This is a genomic window from Clostridium senegalense, from assembly GCF_018916625.1.
In the GTDB taxonomy this organism is placed as follows: domain Bacteria; phylum Bacillota; class Clostridia; order Clostridiales; family Clostridiaceae; genus Clostridium_J; species Clostridium_J senegalense.
This window is the reverse complement of sequence record NZ_JAHLNC010000001.1, coordinates 709,142-725,454: the sequence shown is the minus strand read 5'-3', so window position 1 is coordinate 725,454 and position 16,313 is coordinate 709,142. Positions and strand designations below refer to the sequence as shown.

At 26.5% G+C, this 16,313-nt stretch carries 13 protein-coding genes; all 13 read left to right on the top strand.

The genetic code is table 11. The features are described from left to right. Positions 1-33 precede the first annotated feature (33 nt). The 13 genes from KQI36_RS03520 (at position 34) to KQI36_RS03460 (ending at position 16,308) form a co-directional block, all read left to right on the top strand. Positions 34-1,875, top strand: coding sequence for a polysaccharide biosynthesis protein (locus tag KQI36_RS03520; RefSeq protein WP_216449622.1), 1,842 nt, complete (start codon positions 34-36; stop codon positions 1,873-1,875). 267 nt (positions 1,876-2,142) lie between these two features. After that, a complete protein-coding gene (locus tag KQI36_RS03515; RefSeq protein WP_010293037.1) occupies positions 2,143-3,462 on the top strand; it encodes a nucleotide sugar dehydrogenase in 1,320 nt (439 codons plus the stop codon). Positions 3,463-3,546: 84 nt separating this feature from the next. Continuing rightward, on the top strand, positions 3,547-4,746 hold the full coding sequence (locus tag KQI36_RS03510; protein WP_216449621.1) for a glycosyltransferase: 1,200 nt from the start codon (positions 3,547-3,549) through the stop codon (positions 4,744-4,746). Positions 4,747-4,768: 22 nt separating this feature from the next. Further along, a complete protein-coding gene (locus KQI36_RS03505; RefSeq protein WP_216449620.1) occupies positions 4,769-5,905 on the top strand; it encodes a glycosyltransferase family 4 protein in 1,137 nt (378 codons plus the stop codon). A 12-nt stretch (positions 5,906-5,917) separates the two neighbouring features. Beyond that, positions 5,918-7,024, top strand: a complete 1,107-nt coding sequence (locus KQI36_RS03500) for a Gfo/Idh/MocA family protein (protein ID WP_216449619.1) — start codon at positions 5,918-5,920, stop codon at positions 7,022-7,024. A gap of 27 nt (positions 7,025-7,051) precedes the next feature. Continuing rightward, positions 7,052-7,792 (top strand): acyltransferase, encoded by a 741-nt coding sequence (locus KQI36_RS03495; protein WP_026022224.1) that lies wholly within the window; start codon positions 7,052-7,054, stop codon positions 7,790-7,792. 59 nt (positions 7,793-7,851) lie between these two features. Further along, positions 7,852-8,916, top strand: coding sequence for a glycosyltransferase family 4 protein (locus tag KQI36_RS03490; RefSeq protein ID WP_216449618.1), 1,065 nt, complete (start codon positions 7,852-7,854; stop codon positions 8,914-8,916). Between the two features lie 17 nt (positions 8,917-8,933). Beyond that, positions 8,934-10,238, top strand: a complete 1,305-nt coding sequence (locus KQI36_RS03485; protein ID WP_216449617.1) for an oligosaccharide flippase family protein — start codon at positions 8,934-8,936, stop codon at positions 10,236-10,238. 4 nt (positions 10,239-10,242) lie between these two features. Next, positions 10,243-11,319 carry a leucine-rich repeat domain-containing protein gene (locus KQI36_RS03480; protein ID WP_216449616.1) on the top strand — a complete coding sequence of 359 codons (1,077 nt, stop codon included), beginning with the start codon at positions 10,243-10,245 and terminating at the stop codon, positions 11,317-11,319. 1 nt (position 11,320) lies between these two features. Next, positions 11,321-12,667, top strand: a complete 1,347-nt coding sequence (locus tag KQI36_RS03475) for an O-antigen polymerase (protein ID WP_216449615.1) — start codon at positions 11,321-11,323, stop codon at positions 12,665-12,667. A gap of 111 nt (positions 12,668-12,778) precedes the next feature. Further along, positions 12,779-13,888 carry a glycosyltransferase gene (locus KQI36_RS03470; protein WP_216449614.1) on the top strand — a complete coding sequence of 370 codons (1,110 nt, stop codon included), beginning with the start codon at positions 12,779-12,781 and terminating at the stop codon, positions 13,886-13,888. A 35-nt stretch (positions 13,889-13,923) separates the two neighbouring features. Beyond that, positions 13,924-14,955 (top strand): glycosyltransferase family 2 protein, encoded by a 1,032-nt coding sequence (locus KQI36_RS03465; protein ID WP_244991461.1) that lies wholly within the window; start codon positions 13,924-13,926, stop codon positions 14,953-14,955. Positions 14,956-15,048: 93 nt separating this feature from the next. Further along, entirely contained in the window at positions 15,049-16,308 is a 1,260-nt protein-coding gene (locus tag KQI36_RS03460) for an O-antigen ligase family protein (RefSeq protein ID WP_216449613.1), read from the top strand. Positions 16,309-16,313 lie beyond the last annotated feature (5 nt).

The window sequence follows — 16,313 nt, the reverse complement described above, 5'->3', positions numbered from 1 at the left end:
ATTAAACAATATAAAGGCTTAGGAAGTGAAATTATGAAAAATGACAAAAGAATAATGATATTAGATATTTTGTTCGTAATATTATCATTGTATATAGCCTTAGTTTTAAGATTTGATTTTAATATTACAAAGAATTATCAGTTGTTTTTTAAGGTCTCTATAATACCACTTATTATTTTCACCTTATTTTTCAATAAAATATTTAAGTTGTATGACAATATATGGAAATATGCATCTATTGATGAATTATTTTCTATAGTATATTCTGTTAGTTTAACAAATATAGTGTTTGTAATTTATAGCTACTATATAAGTTATACATTTTTAAGAAGTCCATATTATAGATTTCCTATGAATGTTCATATAATTTTTTGGGTGTTAAGTGTTTTAAGTTTAGGTGGTCTTAGATTTATATTAAGATTATTAAGTAACAAAGAAACACCAAAAGGAATTTGCGGGAAAAAAGTTAATACCCTTTTAATTGGTGCAGGTGATGCTGGAGCTTTAATTATAAAAGAGGTAAAAAAACATTCAGACTTAAGTTACAATATAGTTGGAATTATAGATGACAATGAAAATAAAAGAGGAAAGCGTATTAATGGAATAAAAGTGTTAGGCGGAAGAAAATCTATAGTAAAAGCTTGTAATGATTATAAGGTTGAAGAAATAATTTTAGCAATGCCATCAGTAGAGTTACACGATAAGAAAGAAATACTAAACATATGCAAAGAAACTAAATGTAAATTAAAAACAGTTCCAGGTGTATATGAACTTATGAATGATAACTTTAGCATGGGACAACTTAGAGATGTAAATATAGAAGATCTTTTAGGTAGAGAACAAATTAAGTTGGATAATGAAAATGTTGATAAATATATAAAGGATAGAGTAGTATTAGTAACTGGTGGAGGTGGCTCTATAGGTTCTGAGCTATGTAGACAAATAGTAAAGTTTAAACCAAGGTTATTAGTGATACTTGATATTTATGAAAATAATGCATATGACTTAGAGATGGAATTGAATAGAAACCATCCACAACAAGAGAAAAAAGTTATAATAGCATCTATTAGAGATATGGAAAGATTAAGAGAAGTATTTAGTAATTATAAACCAGATGTTGTATTTCATGCAGCAGCCCATAAACATGTTCCATTAATGGAAAATAATCCAGCAGAAGCAATAAAAAATAACATTGTAGGAACATATAATCTTATGAAGTGTTGTGATGAGTTTAATGTAAAAAGAGTTGTTCAAATAAGTACAGATAAGGCAGTAAACCCAACAAACGTTATGGGGGCAACTAAAAGATTTTGTGAACTTATAATTCAAGCATTTGATAAAATAAGTAAAACTGAATTTGTTGCTGTAAGGTTTGGAAATGTATTGGGGAGTAACGGATCGGTTATACCACTATTTAAAAAGCAGATAGCAAATGGAGGACCAGTTACAGTTACACATCCTGAGATAACAAGGTTTTTTATGACTATACCAGAGGCAGCTCAACTTGTTATACAAGCTGGGGGAATGGCTAAAGGTGGAGAAATATTTGTGCTAGATATGGGAAAACCTGTGAAAATGGCTGATTTAGCAAAGGATTTAATAAGTCTTTCAGGATTTAAACCAGATATAGATATTAAAATAGAGTATGTAGGATTAAGACCAGGGGAAAAGCTATATGAGGAACTTTTAATGGATGAAGTTGCATTAACATCTACAGACCATAAAAAAATATTTATTGAAAAACCTATGGATGTTGATATGAAGTTTATAGAAAAGTCTGTTGATGAATTTAGAGAAGTGCAAAAAATAGAAAAAGAAGATATAATAGCTTTACTAGAAGAAAAAGTTCCAACATATAAAAGGAAACAAAACTAATACAAAATAATTGAAATATATTATATAAGATTAAATAGTATAGAAAAACATATAACTGATAAAACTAAATCTATAATATTTATTTGTAATTAAAATCAGCAAAAAAATAATTTATAGATTATAGAAGATAATAGTACTAAACATTTGCTTTACCACTATGTCCAGAAATAACTTTCAATTGGTAGCATATGCAGCTGATAAGTTAAAAGAGTTTTTTCAAAAGTAGTGCAAAATAGATTAGTCTAACTTGAATTAGGAGGAAGTAAAATGTCAAATAAATTAAAAGAAGAATTATTATTAAAACTAAAAAATAAAACTGCTAAATTAGGGGTAGTTGGTTTAGGGTATGTTGGATTACCGTTAGCAGTAGAAAAGGCTAAAGTAGGATACGAAGTAATTGGTTTTGATGTTCAAGATCAAAAAGTTGCAATGGTAAATGAAGGACGTAACTACATAGGAGATGTAGTTGATGACGATTTAGCAGGTTTAGTTAAAGAAGGAAAATTAAAAGCTACAACAGATTTTAGTTTTGTTTCAGAAGTTGATACTGTATGTATAGCTGTACCTACACCATTAGATTTATACAAACAACCAGATTTATCATATGTTGTAAGTTCAACTAAAAGCGTAGCTAAATATTTACATAAAGGAATGTTAGTTGTTCTAGAAAGTACTACATACCCAGGAACTACAGAAGAAGTTATAAAACCTATATTAGAAGAAACTGGATTAAAATGTGGAGAAGATTTCTTCCTAGCATTCTCACCAGAAAGAGTTGATCCAGGTAATAAAGATTTTAATACTAAAAATACTCCAAAGGTTGTTGGCGGATGTACAACTTCTTGTACAGAAGTAGCTGCTCAACTATACAGAAATGTATTAGAAGGAGAAATAATGGAAGTTTCATGTCCAGCAGTTGCAGAGATGGAAAAAATACTTGAAAACACATTTAGAAACATAAACATAGCATTAGCTAATGAAATGGCTATATTATGTAAAAGAATGGGAATAGATGTTTGGGAAGTTATAGATGCAGCAAAAACAAAACCTTATGGATTTATGGCATTTTACCCAGGTCCAGGATTAGGTGGACATTGCATACCACTAGATCCATTTTATCTAGAATGGAAAGCAAAAGAATATGATTATCATACTCAATTAATAGAAACTTCAGGAATAATAAATGACTCTATGCCAGAGTTTGTTATTGAAAATGTTATGAACTTATTAAATGGAGATAAAAAAGCACTTAATGGTTCTAAAGTATTAGTTATGGGAGCTGCTTATAAAAAGGATATTGATGATATGAGAGAATCTCCAACACTAAAAGTAATAGAATTATTAGAGAAAAAAGGTGCAAATGTGTTAGTAAATGATCCATATATCCCATCATTTAAACATAAAGGTAAAGAGTATATATCAGTTGAATGGGAAAAGGAAATAGAAAGTGCAGATATAGTTCTTATAACTACAGACCATAGTTGTTATGATTATGAATCAATAGTTGAAAAAGCTAACTTATTATATGATACTAGAAATGCTACTAAAAATGTTAAAAACAACAGACATAAAATAAACAAACTATAATTAATTATTGCACTTTGTTTGAAATTGAAGCACATAGGGTTATTAACTATGTGCTTTATCTAATAAAAAACGAGGAGAATTCTTATGAATATACTAGTAATATCTCATATGTATCCTAATAATTATAATGAAAATAATGGGATATTTATTCATAAACAAGTTAAAGCATTAAAAAGCTCTAAGGAGGATGTGAATATAAAAGTTATATCACCAATTCCGTATACACCATATATACTTACATTACTTTCAAAAAAATATAAAGGGTATTATAATATACCTAAAAAAGCTATATGGGAAGGGGTAGAAGTTTTTTATCCTAGAGTAGTTTGGCTGCCTAAAAATTTAAATTTTAGATCTTCAGGTGAAATTTTATATAAAGGAATTAAAAAAATAACATCAAAATTATACAAAGAGTTCAAATTTGATTTAATCCATGCACATGTAGCGTTACCAGATGGATATGGAGCTGTTATGTTAAATGAACATTTTAATAAGCCTTTGTTGACCACAATACATGGCCAAGATATGAACTATACGGTTAATTTAGATGAGAATTTTAAAAATAAGGTGGTTCATGTATTTGAAAAATCAAATAAAGTTATATTTGTAAGTAATAAATTAAAAAGAGAAGCAGAAAATATAACTGGTAAAAAAAATAATTATGCAGTTATACCTAATGGTATAGAATTAAATGATATTGTATCAAAAAAGAGCCAAAGTATATACCAAGAATTTCATGGAAAAAGGTATATTTTAGTTGTTGGTAATTTAATAAAAACTAAAGGTATAGATTATGCTATAAGAGCTTTTTCAAATATACATAATGATTATGAAGATTTAAATTTGGTTATTATAGGAAGAGGGATTGAAAGAGAAAGTTTAGAAAAACTAGCTTTTGAAAATGGTGTTGCAGATAAAGTTATTTTTAAAGGTGCATTGCCTCATAATATAGTTATGGAATATATGAAAAATTGTTATATTTTTGTGTTACCTAGCTATAAAGAAGGTTTTGGCGTAGTTTATATAGAGGCTATGGCACAGGGTAAGTTAGTAATAGGATGTAAAGGTGAAGGCATTGAAGATGTAATAGAAGATTTTAAAGATGGTATATTGATGGAACCAAGAAATTTAGAAGACTTAACAAATAAAATAAAATATGTACTAGAAAATGATAGCATAAGAAAAGACATAGAAAGAAATGCTAAAATAAAAGTTGAAACTAAATATACTTGGACTCAAAGTGCTAATAGTTTATATAGTGAATACTTAAGATTGTATCAATAAAAAGTGAATAGGAGCTTAGGTGATGAAAATATGTATACTCACAACTGGTCATAGTCCAACAGACTCTAGAATATTTCATAAGGAAGCAAAATCTCTTTTAAAAAAATATAAGGATATAACCATAGTTGCACCATATGAAAGAGGAATTCACGAAATTGATGGTATAAAAGTAGTAGGTATAACAAAACCTAAAAATTTGAAAGATAGATTTCTAATTCTAGAGGAGTTAATAGATAGGGCCATAGAAGAAAAAGCAGATATATATCATTTTCACGATTTTGAAATTATATATAAAGCAAAAAAAATAAAAAAGAAATTACCTAATTGCAAAATAATTTATGATGTTCATGAGCATTATCCGGATATGGCTAATATGTCAAATAAGATACCTAAAGTGATAAGACCATTATCTACATTTTTTGTGGATAAAACTGAACTTATTATTTCAAAGGGATTTGACTATATAATTACTGCAGATGAAGCAGTTGAAAAAAGGTTTAAAGTAGTAAATAAAAATGTAGAGGTAATCCATAACTTTACACAGTTTATTCCTGAAAAAAAATATGAGGTAGAAAAAAAATATGATATGATTTATCAGGGAGGAATTACAATCGAAAGAGGAGCATTACAAATTCTTAAAACTGTTAATATAATTAAAAATAAATATAATTATAAAGACATAAAGATGATATTTGTAGGTCCCTTTGGTTATGATAAGTGTGAAGATATTTTAAAAGAATATATTAAGGATAATAACTTAGAAAAAAATATAAAATTTACAGGAAAAGTGAAACATGCAATGGTAAGAGAATATATGTATAAATCTAAAATAGGATTAGTTACATTATTACCATTACCTAAATACTTTAAAAATATACCTACTAAACAATTTGAATATATGAGTTGTGGTATCCCTGTAATTGGAAGTTATATGCCACCTATAAAAGATTATATTACTGCATACAATTCAGGATTAGTAGTTAATCCAGAGGATGAAAATGAACTAGCAGAAAATGTTATTCATCTTTTGAAAGATGATAAGTTAAGAGATGAAATGGGTAATAACGGTATATATTCTATAAAAGAAAAATTTAATTGGAAAAAAGAAGAAGAGAAATTATGGAAAATATATGAAGAACTTTGTAATAGAGAAGCGTAGGAGGGAATTATTATGAAAAAATTTAAATTTGCGGTTATAGGTTGTGGAAGAATATCTTACAAGGGAGTAGAAGCTATAGTAAATAATAAAGAAGAGGCTGTTTTAGTAGCTACTTGTGATGTAGTGGAAGAAAAAGCTATGGCTAAAAAAGATGAATATATAAAAAATATGAACTGTGAATGTGATGTGAAAGTTTATACAGATTATAAAAAAATGATTGAAGATATGGAAATTGATATAGTATATATTGCTACTGAAAGTGGATATCATCCAGAGATAGCAATATACTGCATGAATAATGGAATAAACGCTATAGTTGAAAAGCCAATGGCTTTATCTGTAAAAGATGCTAATGAAATGATAGCTGTTGCTAAAAAAAATAATGTTACTCTATCTATATCTCATCAAAATAGATTTAATGCACCGATACAAAAGTTAAGAACTGCAATAGAAGCGAATAGATTTGGTAGACTTGTAAATGGTACAGCAAGAATACTTTGGAATAGAAATATGGGATATTATGAGCAAGCACCATGGAGAGGAACTTGGGCTCAAGATGGTGGTACATTAATGAATCAATGTATACATAATATAGATCTTCTTCAATGGATGTTAGGTGGAGAAGTGGATACAGTATATGCTCAATGTGATACATTTTTAAGGGATATAGAAGCAGAAGATTTTGGAGCTATAATAATAAGATTTAAAAATGGAGCTATAGGAATTGTTGAAGGTAGTGCATGTGTATTCCCTAAAAATTTAGAAGAAACTTTAAGTATTTTTGGAGAAAAAGCAGCAGTATGCATAGGTGGAATGGCTGTTAATAAGATTGAAACTTGGAGATTTGAAGACGAATTAGAAAAAGAAGAAGATGTAATAAAAGAAGCATCAGGTGAAGTTGATAATGTTTATGGTGCTGGACATACAGCACTATTTAAAGATGTTATAGATGCTATAAATAATGGAACAGAGCCATTAGTTAGTGGAGAACAAGGAAAAAAAGCTATGGAAATAATCCTTGCAGCTTACAAATCAAGATTAACAGGAATGCCAGTTAAATTCCCAATGGAAAACTTTGCATCAATTGAAATGAAAGATATAAAAAAATTAAAAAACTAATTTTTTAAGTAGAAAGTGAGAACGATGATGAATTATATTTCAGATAAAAGTAAAATCGGACAAAATGTAAAAATAGGAAGATTTGCTGTTATAGAAGATGATGTAGTTATAGGTGATAATTGTATTATAGGACACAATGTAGTTATTCATGATGGGACTATTATAGGTGAAAATGTAAGAATAGATGATAATACAATTATTGGGAAATTACCTATGAGAGGTGTAAATAGCATATTTAAAGATGAAGAAAAATTAGAACCAGCTAAAATCTCACAGGAATGTTTGATAGGTGCATCTGTTATAATTTATGCTGGATGTACTATCGGAAGTAAAACTCTTATAGCTGATATGGCAACAATAAGAGAAAATGTAACTGTAGGAGATAAAAATATAATAGGTAGAGGTACTACTATTGAAAACTTCTGCAAAGTAGGGAATAACTGCAAAATACAAACAAATGTGTATTTAACAGCATATTCAGAGGTTGAAGATAATGTATTCATCGCACCATGTGTTGCAACATCAAATGATAATTATGCAGCACGTTCTAAAGAAAGATTTGGAAAGTTTAAAGGAGTAACAGTAAAAAAAGGTGGTAGAATTGGAGCTGGAGCTGTAATTTTACCGGGAAAAATAGTTGAAGAGGATGCGTTAGTAGCAGCAGGAAGTGTTTTAACTAAAGACGCCCCAAAGGAAAAAATAGTATTAGGAAATCCAGCAAAAGTATTTAGAGAAGTTCCAGAAGACCAACTTTTAAAAAATCAATAAATAGCTTGTAAAAGTTAGTTTTAGATTTAGTATAATATGAAAGAATAAGGGGTGTGTATATGACTAAGTTATGTATATTAGCAGATGCTGATAGCATTCACACACAAAAATGGTTAGATTATTTTTCAGGGTTAAATTATGATATACATTTAATAAGCATGAGGGAAAGTGACTATAAATATAGTGGAAACGTAAAAACCTATGTTTTAAAGCCCATGTATAAGAATAAAAGTAGTTACATTTTCTTAGCTCGTAAGGTTAAAAAACTTGTAAAAAAGATAAATCCAGACATACTACATAGTTATTATGCATCTAGTTACGGTTTTTTTGGAGCTGTAAGTGGTGTTAGACCATTTGTAGTTTCAGTTTGGGGAAGTGATGTATATCTTTTCCCAAAATCAAATGGGATATATAAAAAAATACTGAATTATGTATTTAATAAAGCAGATGTGTTATGTTCAACAAGTTATGACATGGCAAAAGAAATAAAAAGTTATAATAGTGAAAAAGAAATTGTAATTACACCTTTTGGGGTGGATGTTAATTTATTTAGTAAGATATCAGAGATTTTCGAAGAAGAAAGTATGACTATAGGTATAGCAAAAAGTCTTGAAAAAATTTATAGTATAGATACTTTAATAAAGGCTTTAAGAATAGTTATTGATAGAACAAATGATACGAGTATAAAATTAAAAATTATTGGTGATGGTAGTGAGCGAAAAAATCTTATAAATCTTACTGAACAATTGAATTTAAATAAAAATGTTGAATTTGTTGGAAGAGTTAAAAATACAGAAGTTCCACAATATATAAATAAAGTTGATGTTATGTGTTTATGCTCATTAAGTGAAAGTTTTGGAGTATCTGCAATTGAAGCATCAGCGTGTGAAAGACCTGTAATAGCTTCAAATTGTGGTGGATTAAAAGAAGTTATAAAAGATAATGAAACAGGACTTCTATTTGAACCACAAAATGAAAATGAATTAGCTGATAAAATTGAGTATTTATATAAAAATAAATCTATAGCTAAAGAAATGGGAAAAGAAGGTAGAAGAGTAGTGTTAGATATGTATGATTGGGAACAAAATGTTAAAACAATGTCAGATTTATATGAAAGATTATAATTTGGAGGTATTTGAATTTGAGTTATGCTAAAAATATAGCTAGTAATTTTATCACACAAATAATGATAATGGGCTTTTCTTTTATTACTAACTTGTTAATAACAAGACAATTAGGTCCAAGTGGAAAAGGTGATTTGGCATATTTAACTTTAATTATATCAACCATATCAGAATATGGTCATTTAGGAATAACATATTCATTACCTTATTTCTATAAGAAAAGTAAAAGTTCGCCACAGGATATATTTAATACTAATATTTTAACTATAATTGCTATATCCTTAGTAATTACAATGATTATTATTGGATGGAAGATAGGTGGGAATTTAAATTATAGTTGGCTGATAATAGGAATAATGATAGTTACTATTATTGGATCATTATTTGCAAATTTATTTACATCTTATTATGTTGCTGATGAAAAAATATATATGGCAAATAATATAAACTTAAAAAATACTTTTATGAAGACTGCAGTATTACTTGTTTTGGTTTTCACAGGATGGTTGAACTTAGTATCTTATTTAGGAGTACAACTTATATTTATATTAATAACAATACCGTTATTATTTAGAAATGTAAGAGCCTATAAGTTAAATTTAAGTTCTTATGATAAAAAATTGTTAATAGAACAGCTTAAGTTTGGTGGAATGATATATTTAGGAAATTTATTTGTTTTCTTAAATTATAAATTAGATCAATTTTTAGTTCGTGATATGTTAGGACAAGTACAATTAGGAATATACAGCGTATCTGTTACTTTAGCAGAGATGTTATTTTTGATTCCCTCTAGCGTAGGAACTGCTATAACTGGAAGATTATATAATATTTCAGATGATGCACATGAGCAAAGAAAAATTACTACTGCGTTTACGGTTAAGTATGTTTTTTACATTACTCTAATTTTTTCGATAGGAGCAATAATATTTAGTCCATTAATTATTTGGCTTTATGGAGAGGAATATGCATCATCTCAACTTCCAACTCAAATATTATTTGTAGGTATAGCATTTGCTTCTATTGGAAAAGTTTCCGGAGGATATTTTCAAAGCATAGGAAAACCATATATACATACGGTTATTGCATTTTCAATATTTATGATTAATTTTGCCTTTAATATAATGTTAATTCCTAAATGGGGTATTAATGGGGCAGCAATAGCATCTACCATATCATACACAGTATATGGTTTTATATATTTGGGAATGTATATATTTAAAGAAAAAATTTCGGCTAAACATTTATTAGGAATTACTGAGATTGATAAAGAAATAAAAAGTAGAGTAGTAAAATCAATAAAAGCAAGGCTAGCTAAGAGGTGATAAAATGAAAAAATTGGATTTAAAAATATCTAAAGATAAAATAATAAAACATAAATTATCTATAGCCATTGTAAGTATTATAATTTTAAGTTTAATAATTACTTTAATGATGACATGGAGAAAATTTGACCCAGATACGGCTGTAATAAATTTTGCAGATAAAAAATTAGAAAAGTCTATTAAGAAAGAGTTAAACATTATAGGTAGAGATATATATATAGAAGATACTGAAAAGGTTAGTAAACTAAATTTATCAGAATGTGAAATAACAGACTTAACAGGAATAGAAAATTTTAAGGAATTAGAACAATTAAATTTAGATAAAAATAAAATACAAGATTTAGAACCTTTAAGTAAATTACCTAAATTAAGGATACTGGAATTTAATGGTAATAAAATATATGATATAACTCCATTAGGAAAAATAGAAACATTAATGAATTTAAGTTTAAGTAGTAACTATATTACAGATATTAGTGCACTATCATCACTAAATAATTTAGTAGAGTTAAATTTAGTGAAGAACAATATATCAGATATTACACCTTTATCTAATCTTCAAAATTTACAAAGACTTAATTTAACTCTCAATAGAATAACATCAGTAGATGCATTAACTAATTTGAGAAATTTAAGAGATTTGGATATAACATCTAATTATATAAATGATGTAAATTCTATAAATAAAATAATTTCTTTAGAAGAATTAAAAATGAATAATGATGGAATAACACAACTTCCAGATTTATCACCATTAAAAAATTTAGAAGTATTACAATTATCAACGAATAAATTAACTAATTTAGATTTTGTAAAAAATAATAAAAAACTTAGAGAATTAAATATTTCTTATAATGACATAAGTAATATTGATGAGATAGCAAATTTAGAAAATATAGAAATATTAAATTTAAGATTAACTTTAGTAAAAGATATAAGTGTATGTTCCAATATGGAAAAGCTTAATGAAATTTATTTAGATAAAGATGTAAATAGAGAGCCTATAAAACATCTAGTTAATAAATTCAGTCAAGCAGATGATGAAACAAAACTATATCTACTAGAGGAAAGGTATAAGTAATATGGATATTATATTTTTCAAGTTAATGTTAATATTTTCAGGAGTAGCACTTTCTGCCTATTTATTTTATAAGGCAGCGGGTACTTTAATGCCTAATAAATTAAATTTAATTTCATATACATTTTATCTTATTATTTTACAAGCATATATCGGAGTTAGTTTAGCTTATTTAGGTGATAGAAAACACTATATGATTGGATATATAATAGAAGATAAAAATATAGATAAAACTTTTTATTTATTATTGTTTACTATTATAGCAATGCCATTAACTATATTATTAATTGAGAAAATATTTAAAGTTGATGCTAAAAGAGACTATGATATATATTTAAAAAAAGAAGTTGAGACAAGTAATGAAAAAAATGTTTTTTTAATTACAGCATCTCTATCAGCATTTTGCATAATGGTAATGACATATATGTTTGTTAGAATTGGTTATATACCAATCTTTAAACTAATATTTAAAGATCCTAATTTGGATTTAGCTTTAGAAAGAATTAGAATATCAAATATAACATCATATGTAGCAAATATTTTTGTATTAACATTCATACCAATGTTATCATATTTAGCTTTTACATTTTGTATGACTGTTAAAGATAAAAAATGGAAAATATTATTTTCTATATTATTTATAAGTTCGCTTTTAATAAAAACATACAATTTTGCTAAGGCACCAGTAGTATTTTACTTATTTGTATTTATAATTATATACATATATGTAAAAGGCGGAATAAAGTTAAAATTCTTTGCACCACTAATTGTATTCCTTGGAGCAATTATATTTGCAATGTATGCCTTAAATGGAAGATTAAATAATATATTTAGTATCTATGAAGGACCACTTGGAAGAACTATATATACCCAAGCAGTTACTCTGATGTTTCATATAGATTTATTTACATCAGGGGTGCCATTACTTATGGGACGTAGCTTTTCACCTTCGATTTTACATTTTCTAGGAATTGGAAAAAGTCATGTAAGATCTGGAAAAGTTGTAATGGGGTATTATGGAAGCAGAAATGTATATAAAGGCATAGCCGGTGTTATGAATGCTATGTTTGTTGGAGAAGCTTTTGCTAATTTTGGAGTGAAAGGTGTAGTATTTGCAGCTATATATATGGGAATATTATTTGGAGGCATATTTGTAATCTTCTTGAAGTGTAAAAAGGATCCTATAAATATAACTTTGTTCGCAGTTTTAACATCGAATTTTGCCATTGCTAGTCAAGGTGGATTCTGTGACTTTATATATAGTTCTAGTACTATTAGTATTGTAGGATTATTATTATTTATTAAATATTCATCTGTAATATTTGATAAATTTAATATTAAAATTAATTAAAATATATAGATAAGCATAAATGGATTAATTAAGTAAATTCATTAGCTTATCTATATTAATAGTTAGATGAATTTTATAACTAATTATTGGAACTGTAAGTTGGAGGAAAAAATGAAGAAAAAGTGTATATTTCATATTCCATTTAAAATAGATAAAAATTATGCAGCAGCTTCTCAAATAAGACCTATGAAAATGATTCAAGCTTTTAAAGATATTGGATATGATGTTGATGTTGTTAGTGGATATGGAAAAGAAAGAAAAGAAAAAATTAAAGTTATAAAAAATAATATAAAAAAAGGTATAAAATATGATTTTATATATAGTGAAAGCTCTACAGAACCAACGCTTCTAACAGAAAAAAATCATTTACCTATTTTCCCTTTAATGGATTTTTCTTTTATGAAATTTTGTAAAAAAAACAATATAAAGATAGGATTATTTTATAGGGATATTCATTGGAAATTTGATCAATATAAACAAAGCGTAGGTTTTCTAAAAAGAACAGTAGCATATATTTTCTATTATTATGATTTATTTATGTATAATAAAATTTTAGATGTCATGTTTTTACCATCTATAGAAATGGGAAAATACATACCATTAAGATATAATTATGAAAGAATTAAGTTGCCATCAGGATGTGATTATATTAATTGTGAGGATAATCAATATAAAGTATATAATGATAAAATTAATATTTTTTATAGTGGTGGATTAGGAAAATTATATGATTTAGAGTTGGTTTTTAAAGTTATAAATGAAGATGAAAATTATACATTAACTGTAGTTTGTAGAGAAAATGAATGGAAAAGCGTGGAAAATAAATATAAAAAATATATTAATAGTAGAATAAAAATACTTCATTTAAAGGATAAAGAATTAGATGAAGAGGCTAAAAATGCAGATGTGTTTTGTTTGTTGACTAAACCATCACAGTATTGGAAATTTGCAATGCCTATGAAACTATTTTATTATTTATCCCATAAAAAACCTATAATTGCAGTTAAAGGTGGCATAGGTGGACGCTTTATTGAAGAAAATAACATAGGATATACATGTGAATATGAGTTAGATTCTATAAAAAATAAACTTAAAGAAATATATGAACATAGAAGTGAGTTAGAATTTAAGTTTAAAAATATGAATGAAGTATTTGAAAGAAATACTTGGGAAGAAAGAGCTAGAGAAGTTAAAGATGAACTTATGAAAAGTAATTTTTAAATTGGTGATGTGAAAAAATTGCAAAGGAGATAAAGATGGACATAGATAAACATACCGTTTCAGTAGTGATTCCTTGTAGAAATGAAAAAAACTACATAAAAGAATGTTTAGATTCTTTTGTAAATCAGACCTATCCTAAAGATTTATATGAAGTTTTAGTTTGTGATGGAATGTCTGATGATGGTACGAGGGATTTAATTAAAGAATATGAAGATAAATATGACAATATACATTTAGTTGATAACAAAGGATTAACGGCCCCTAAAGCTATGAATGAAGGAATACGATATAGTAATGCTGATAGTATAATAATATTTGGAGCTCATGCATATGCTGATGAAAAATTTGTAGAAAATAATATGAATTTATTATTTAATAATAAAGAGGTAGGTTGTGTAGGCGGTCCCATAGAAACTATTAGTGAAAATAATAAAGGAACAGCTATTGCCTTGGCAATGAGTTCACCATTTGGTGTAGGAAATGCATTATTTAGATATGCAAAAGAAGAAATGTTTGTAGATACAGTAGCATTTGGCGCATATAAAAGAGAAGTCTTGGAAGATATAGGTTATTTTGATGATGAATTAGTTAGAAATCAAGATGATGAAATTAATTTTAGAGTTACTAAAGGTGGATATAAGATATTACTATCTCCGACAATTAAATCTACATATTATAGTAGAGGATCTTTTAAAAAGCTTTGGAGACAATATTTTCAATATGGTTTTTGGAAAGTTAGAGTAATGCAAAAGCATGGGGGTACACCATCTATAAGACATCTAGTACCAATGGCATTTGTTTTAGGAAATATAGGAGCAGCTGTACTAAGCTTATTTTTTAAACCTATATTCTATATTTGGATGGTAGTTTTAGCTTTATACTTAATAGGAGATTTAATATCTTCATTTAAGATAACCCAAGGTAAAAGAAAGCTTTTAAAATATATTCCTATAGTTTTTCCTATATTACATTTTAGCTATGGTATAGGATTTTTAGATGGTTTAGTAAATTTTTATCTGCTAAAGTCAAATAAAAGGATAAATAAAAATACTAAGACTTCAAGATAGATTAATTAGAAAAAAATACTTACAATAGAGCATATTAGTGAAAGTATAATTTATAAGGTTTAAGGGCCCTTCCTTTAGGTATGGGCACTTTAAATGTTAAAAAGAGTTGGTGATAATATGAATAAAACATCTAAATTATTATATTATTTAATCTGTATATATGTATTAATTTTACCTATAATAAATGATAAACTAGGGATTATAGGTAAAGTTCCAGATATTATATTAATGTTAATTATTTTTATTTATGCTATATATTCATTAAAAAATAAAAATAATAGAAAAAAACTTTATTCGAATTTAAATAATTTTATAACCTCATTTTTGGGTATTAGTATAATTGTACTAGCTATAGTTATGGCTTTTTCAATAATATACTCTGCAGAAAAAGGATTAGCATTAAAAGAAACATTTAGATTTATAACATATATAGCTTTACTATTTATAGTAAAATATGAAGTAAAAGAAAAGAAAAGTATAGAGACCATAATAAATTATTTTGTATTTACAACATCAATTTTATGTGTATATGGAGTTATACAGTATTTTACAAAGATTGGTTTAGATCCAATATTTATATCTTCAGAAGGAACACGTATTACATCGACTATGGAAAATCCAAATGGATTAGGAGCATATTTAGTTTTAAGTTTCTTTCCTATATTTATGTTGATTTTTAATGAAAATAATAAAAAAAGTAAAGTTTTTTACATTATAACGTCATTATTAATAGTTATAAATATATTTTTAACTTATTCAAGAAATGCTACTGTTGGATTTATGATAGGGCTTTTAGTTTTAGCATTTTTGTATAATTATAAATTTTTATCTGTTTTTATAATATTTGTACCGATAGTTTTATTTGATAAATCTTTAATAAATAGGTTTTCAAATATTAAAACATCAGTGCTAAATGATCCACGAATAAAGCTATGGAAGGTAGCAGGAAAAATGATAAAAGAAAACCCTATATTAGGAGTAGGAAATGGTAATTATGTAGCTTTATATGATCAATATATTGAAAAATATCCAGAATTAAAGTACAAAGATTACCATAGATTTAGTAGTCATAACTCATATTTAAAAATTCAAAGTGAATTAGGGATATTAGGAATAATTTCATTTGCCCTTGTTATCATAAGTTCAATTAGAAGTGTAATTAAGGTTTATAAAAATTCTCATAATAAAATGTATAAATCATTTTTTATGGGAGTTATGGCATCTATTATAGCTTTTTTAGCTATGAATTTTTTAGATAATCTATTTTTTTCACCACAAACAACTACTTATTTTTGGTTGTTTATAGCATTATCAGAAAGTATTTTGTTTAATGATTTGAAAATATATAATTAATTTCA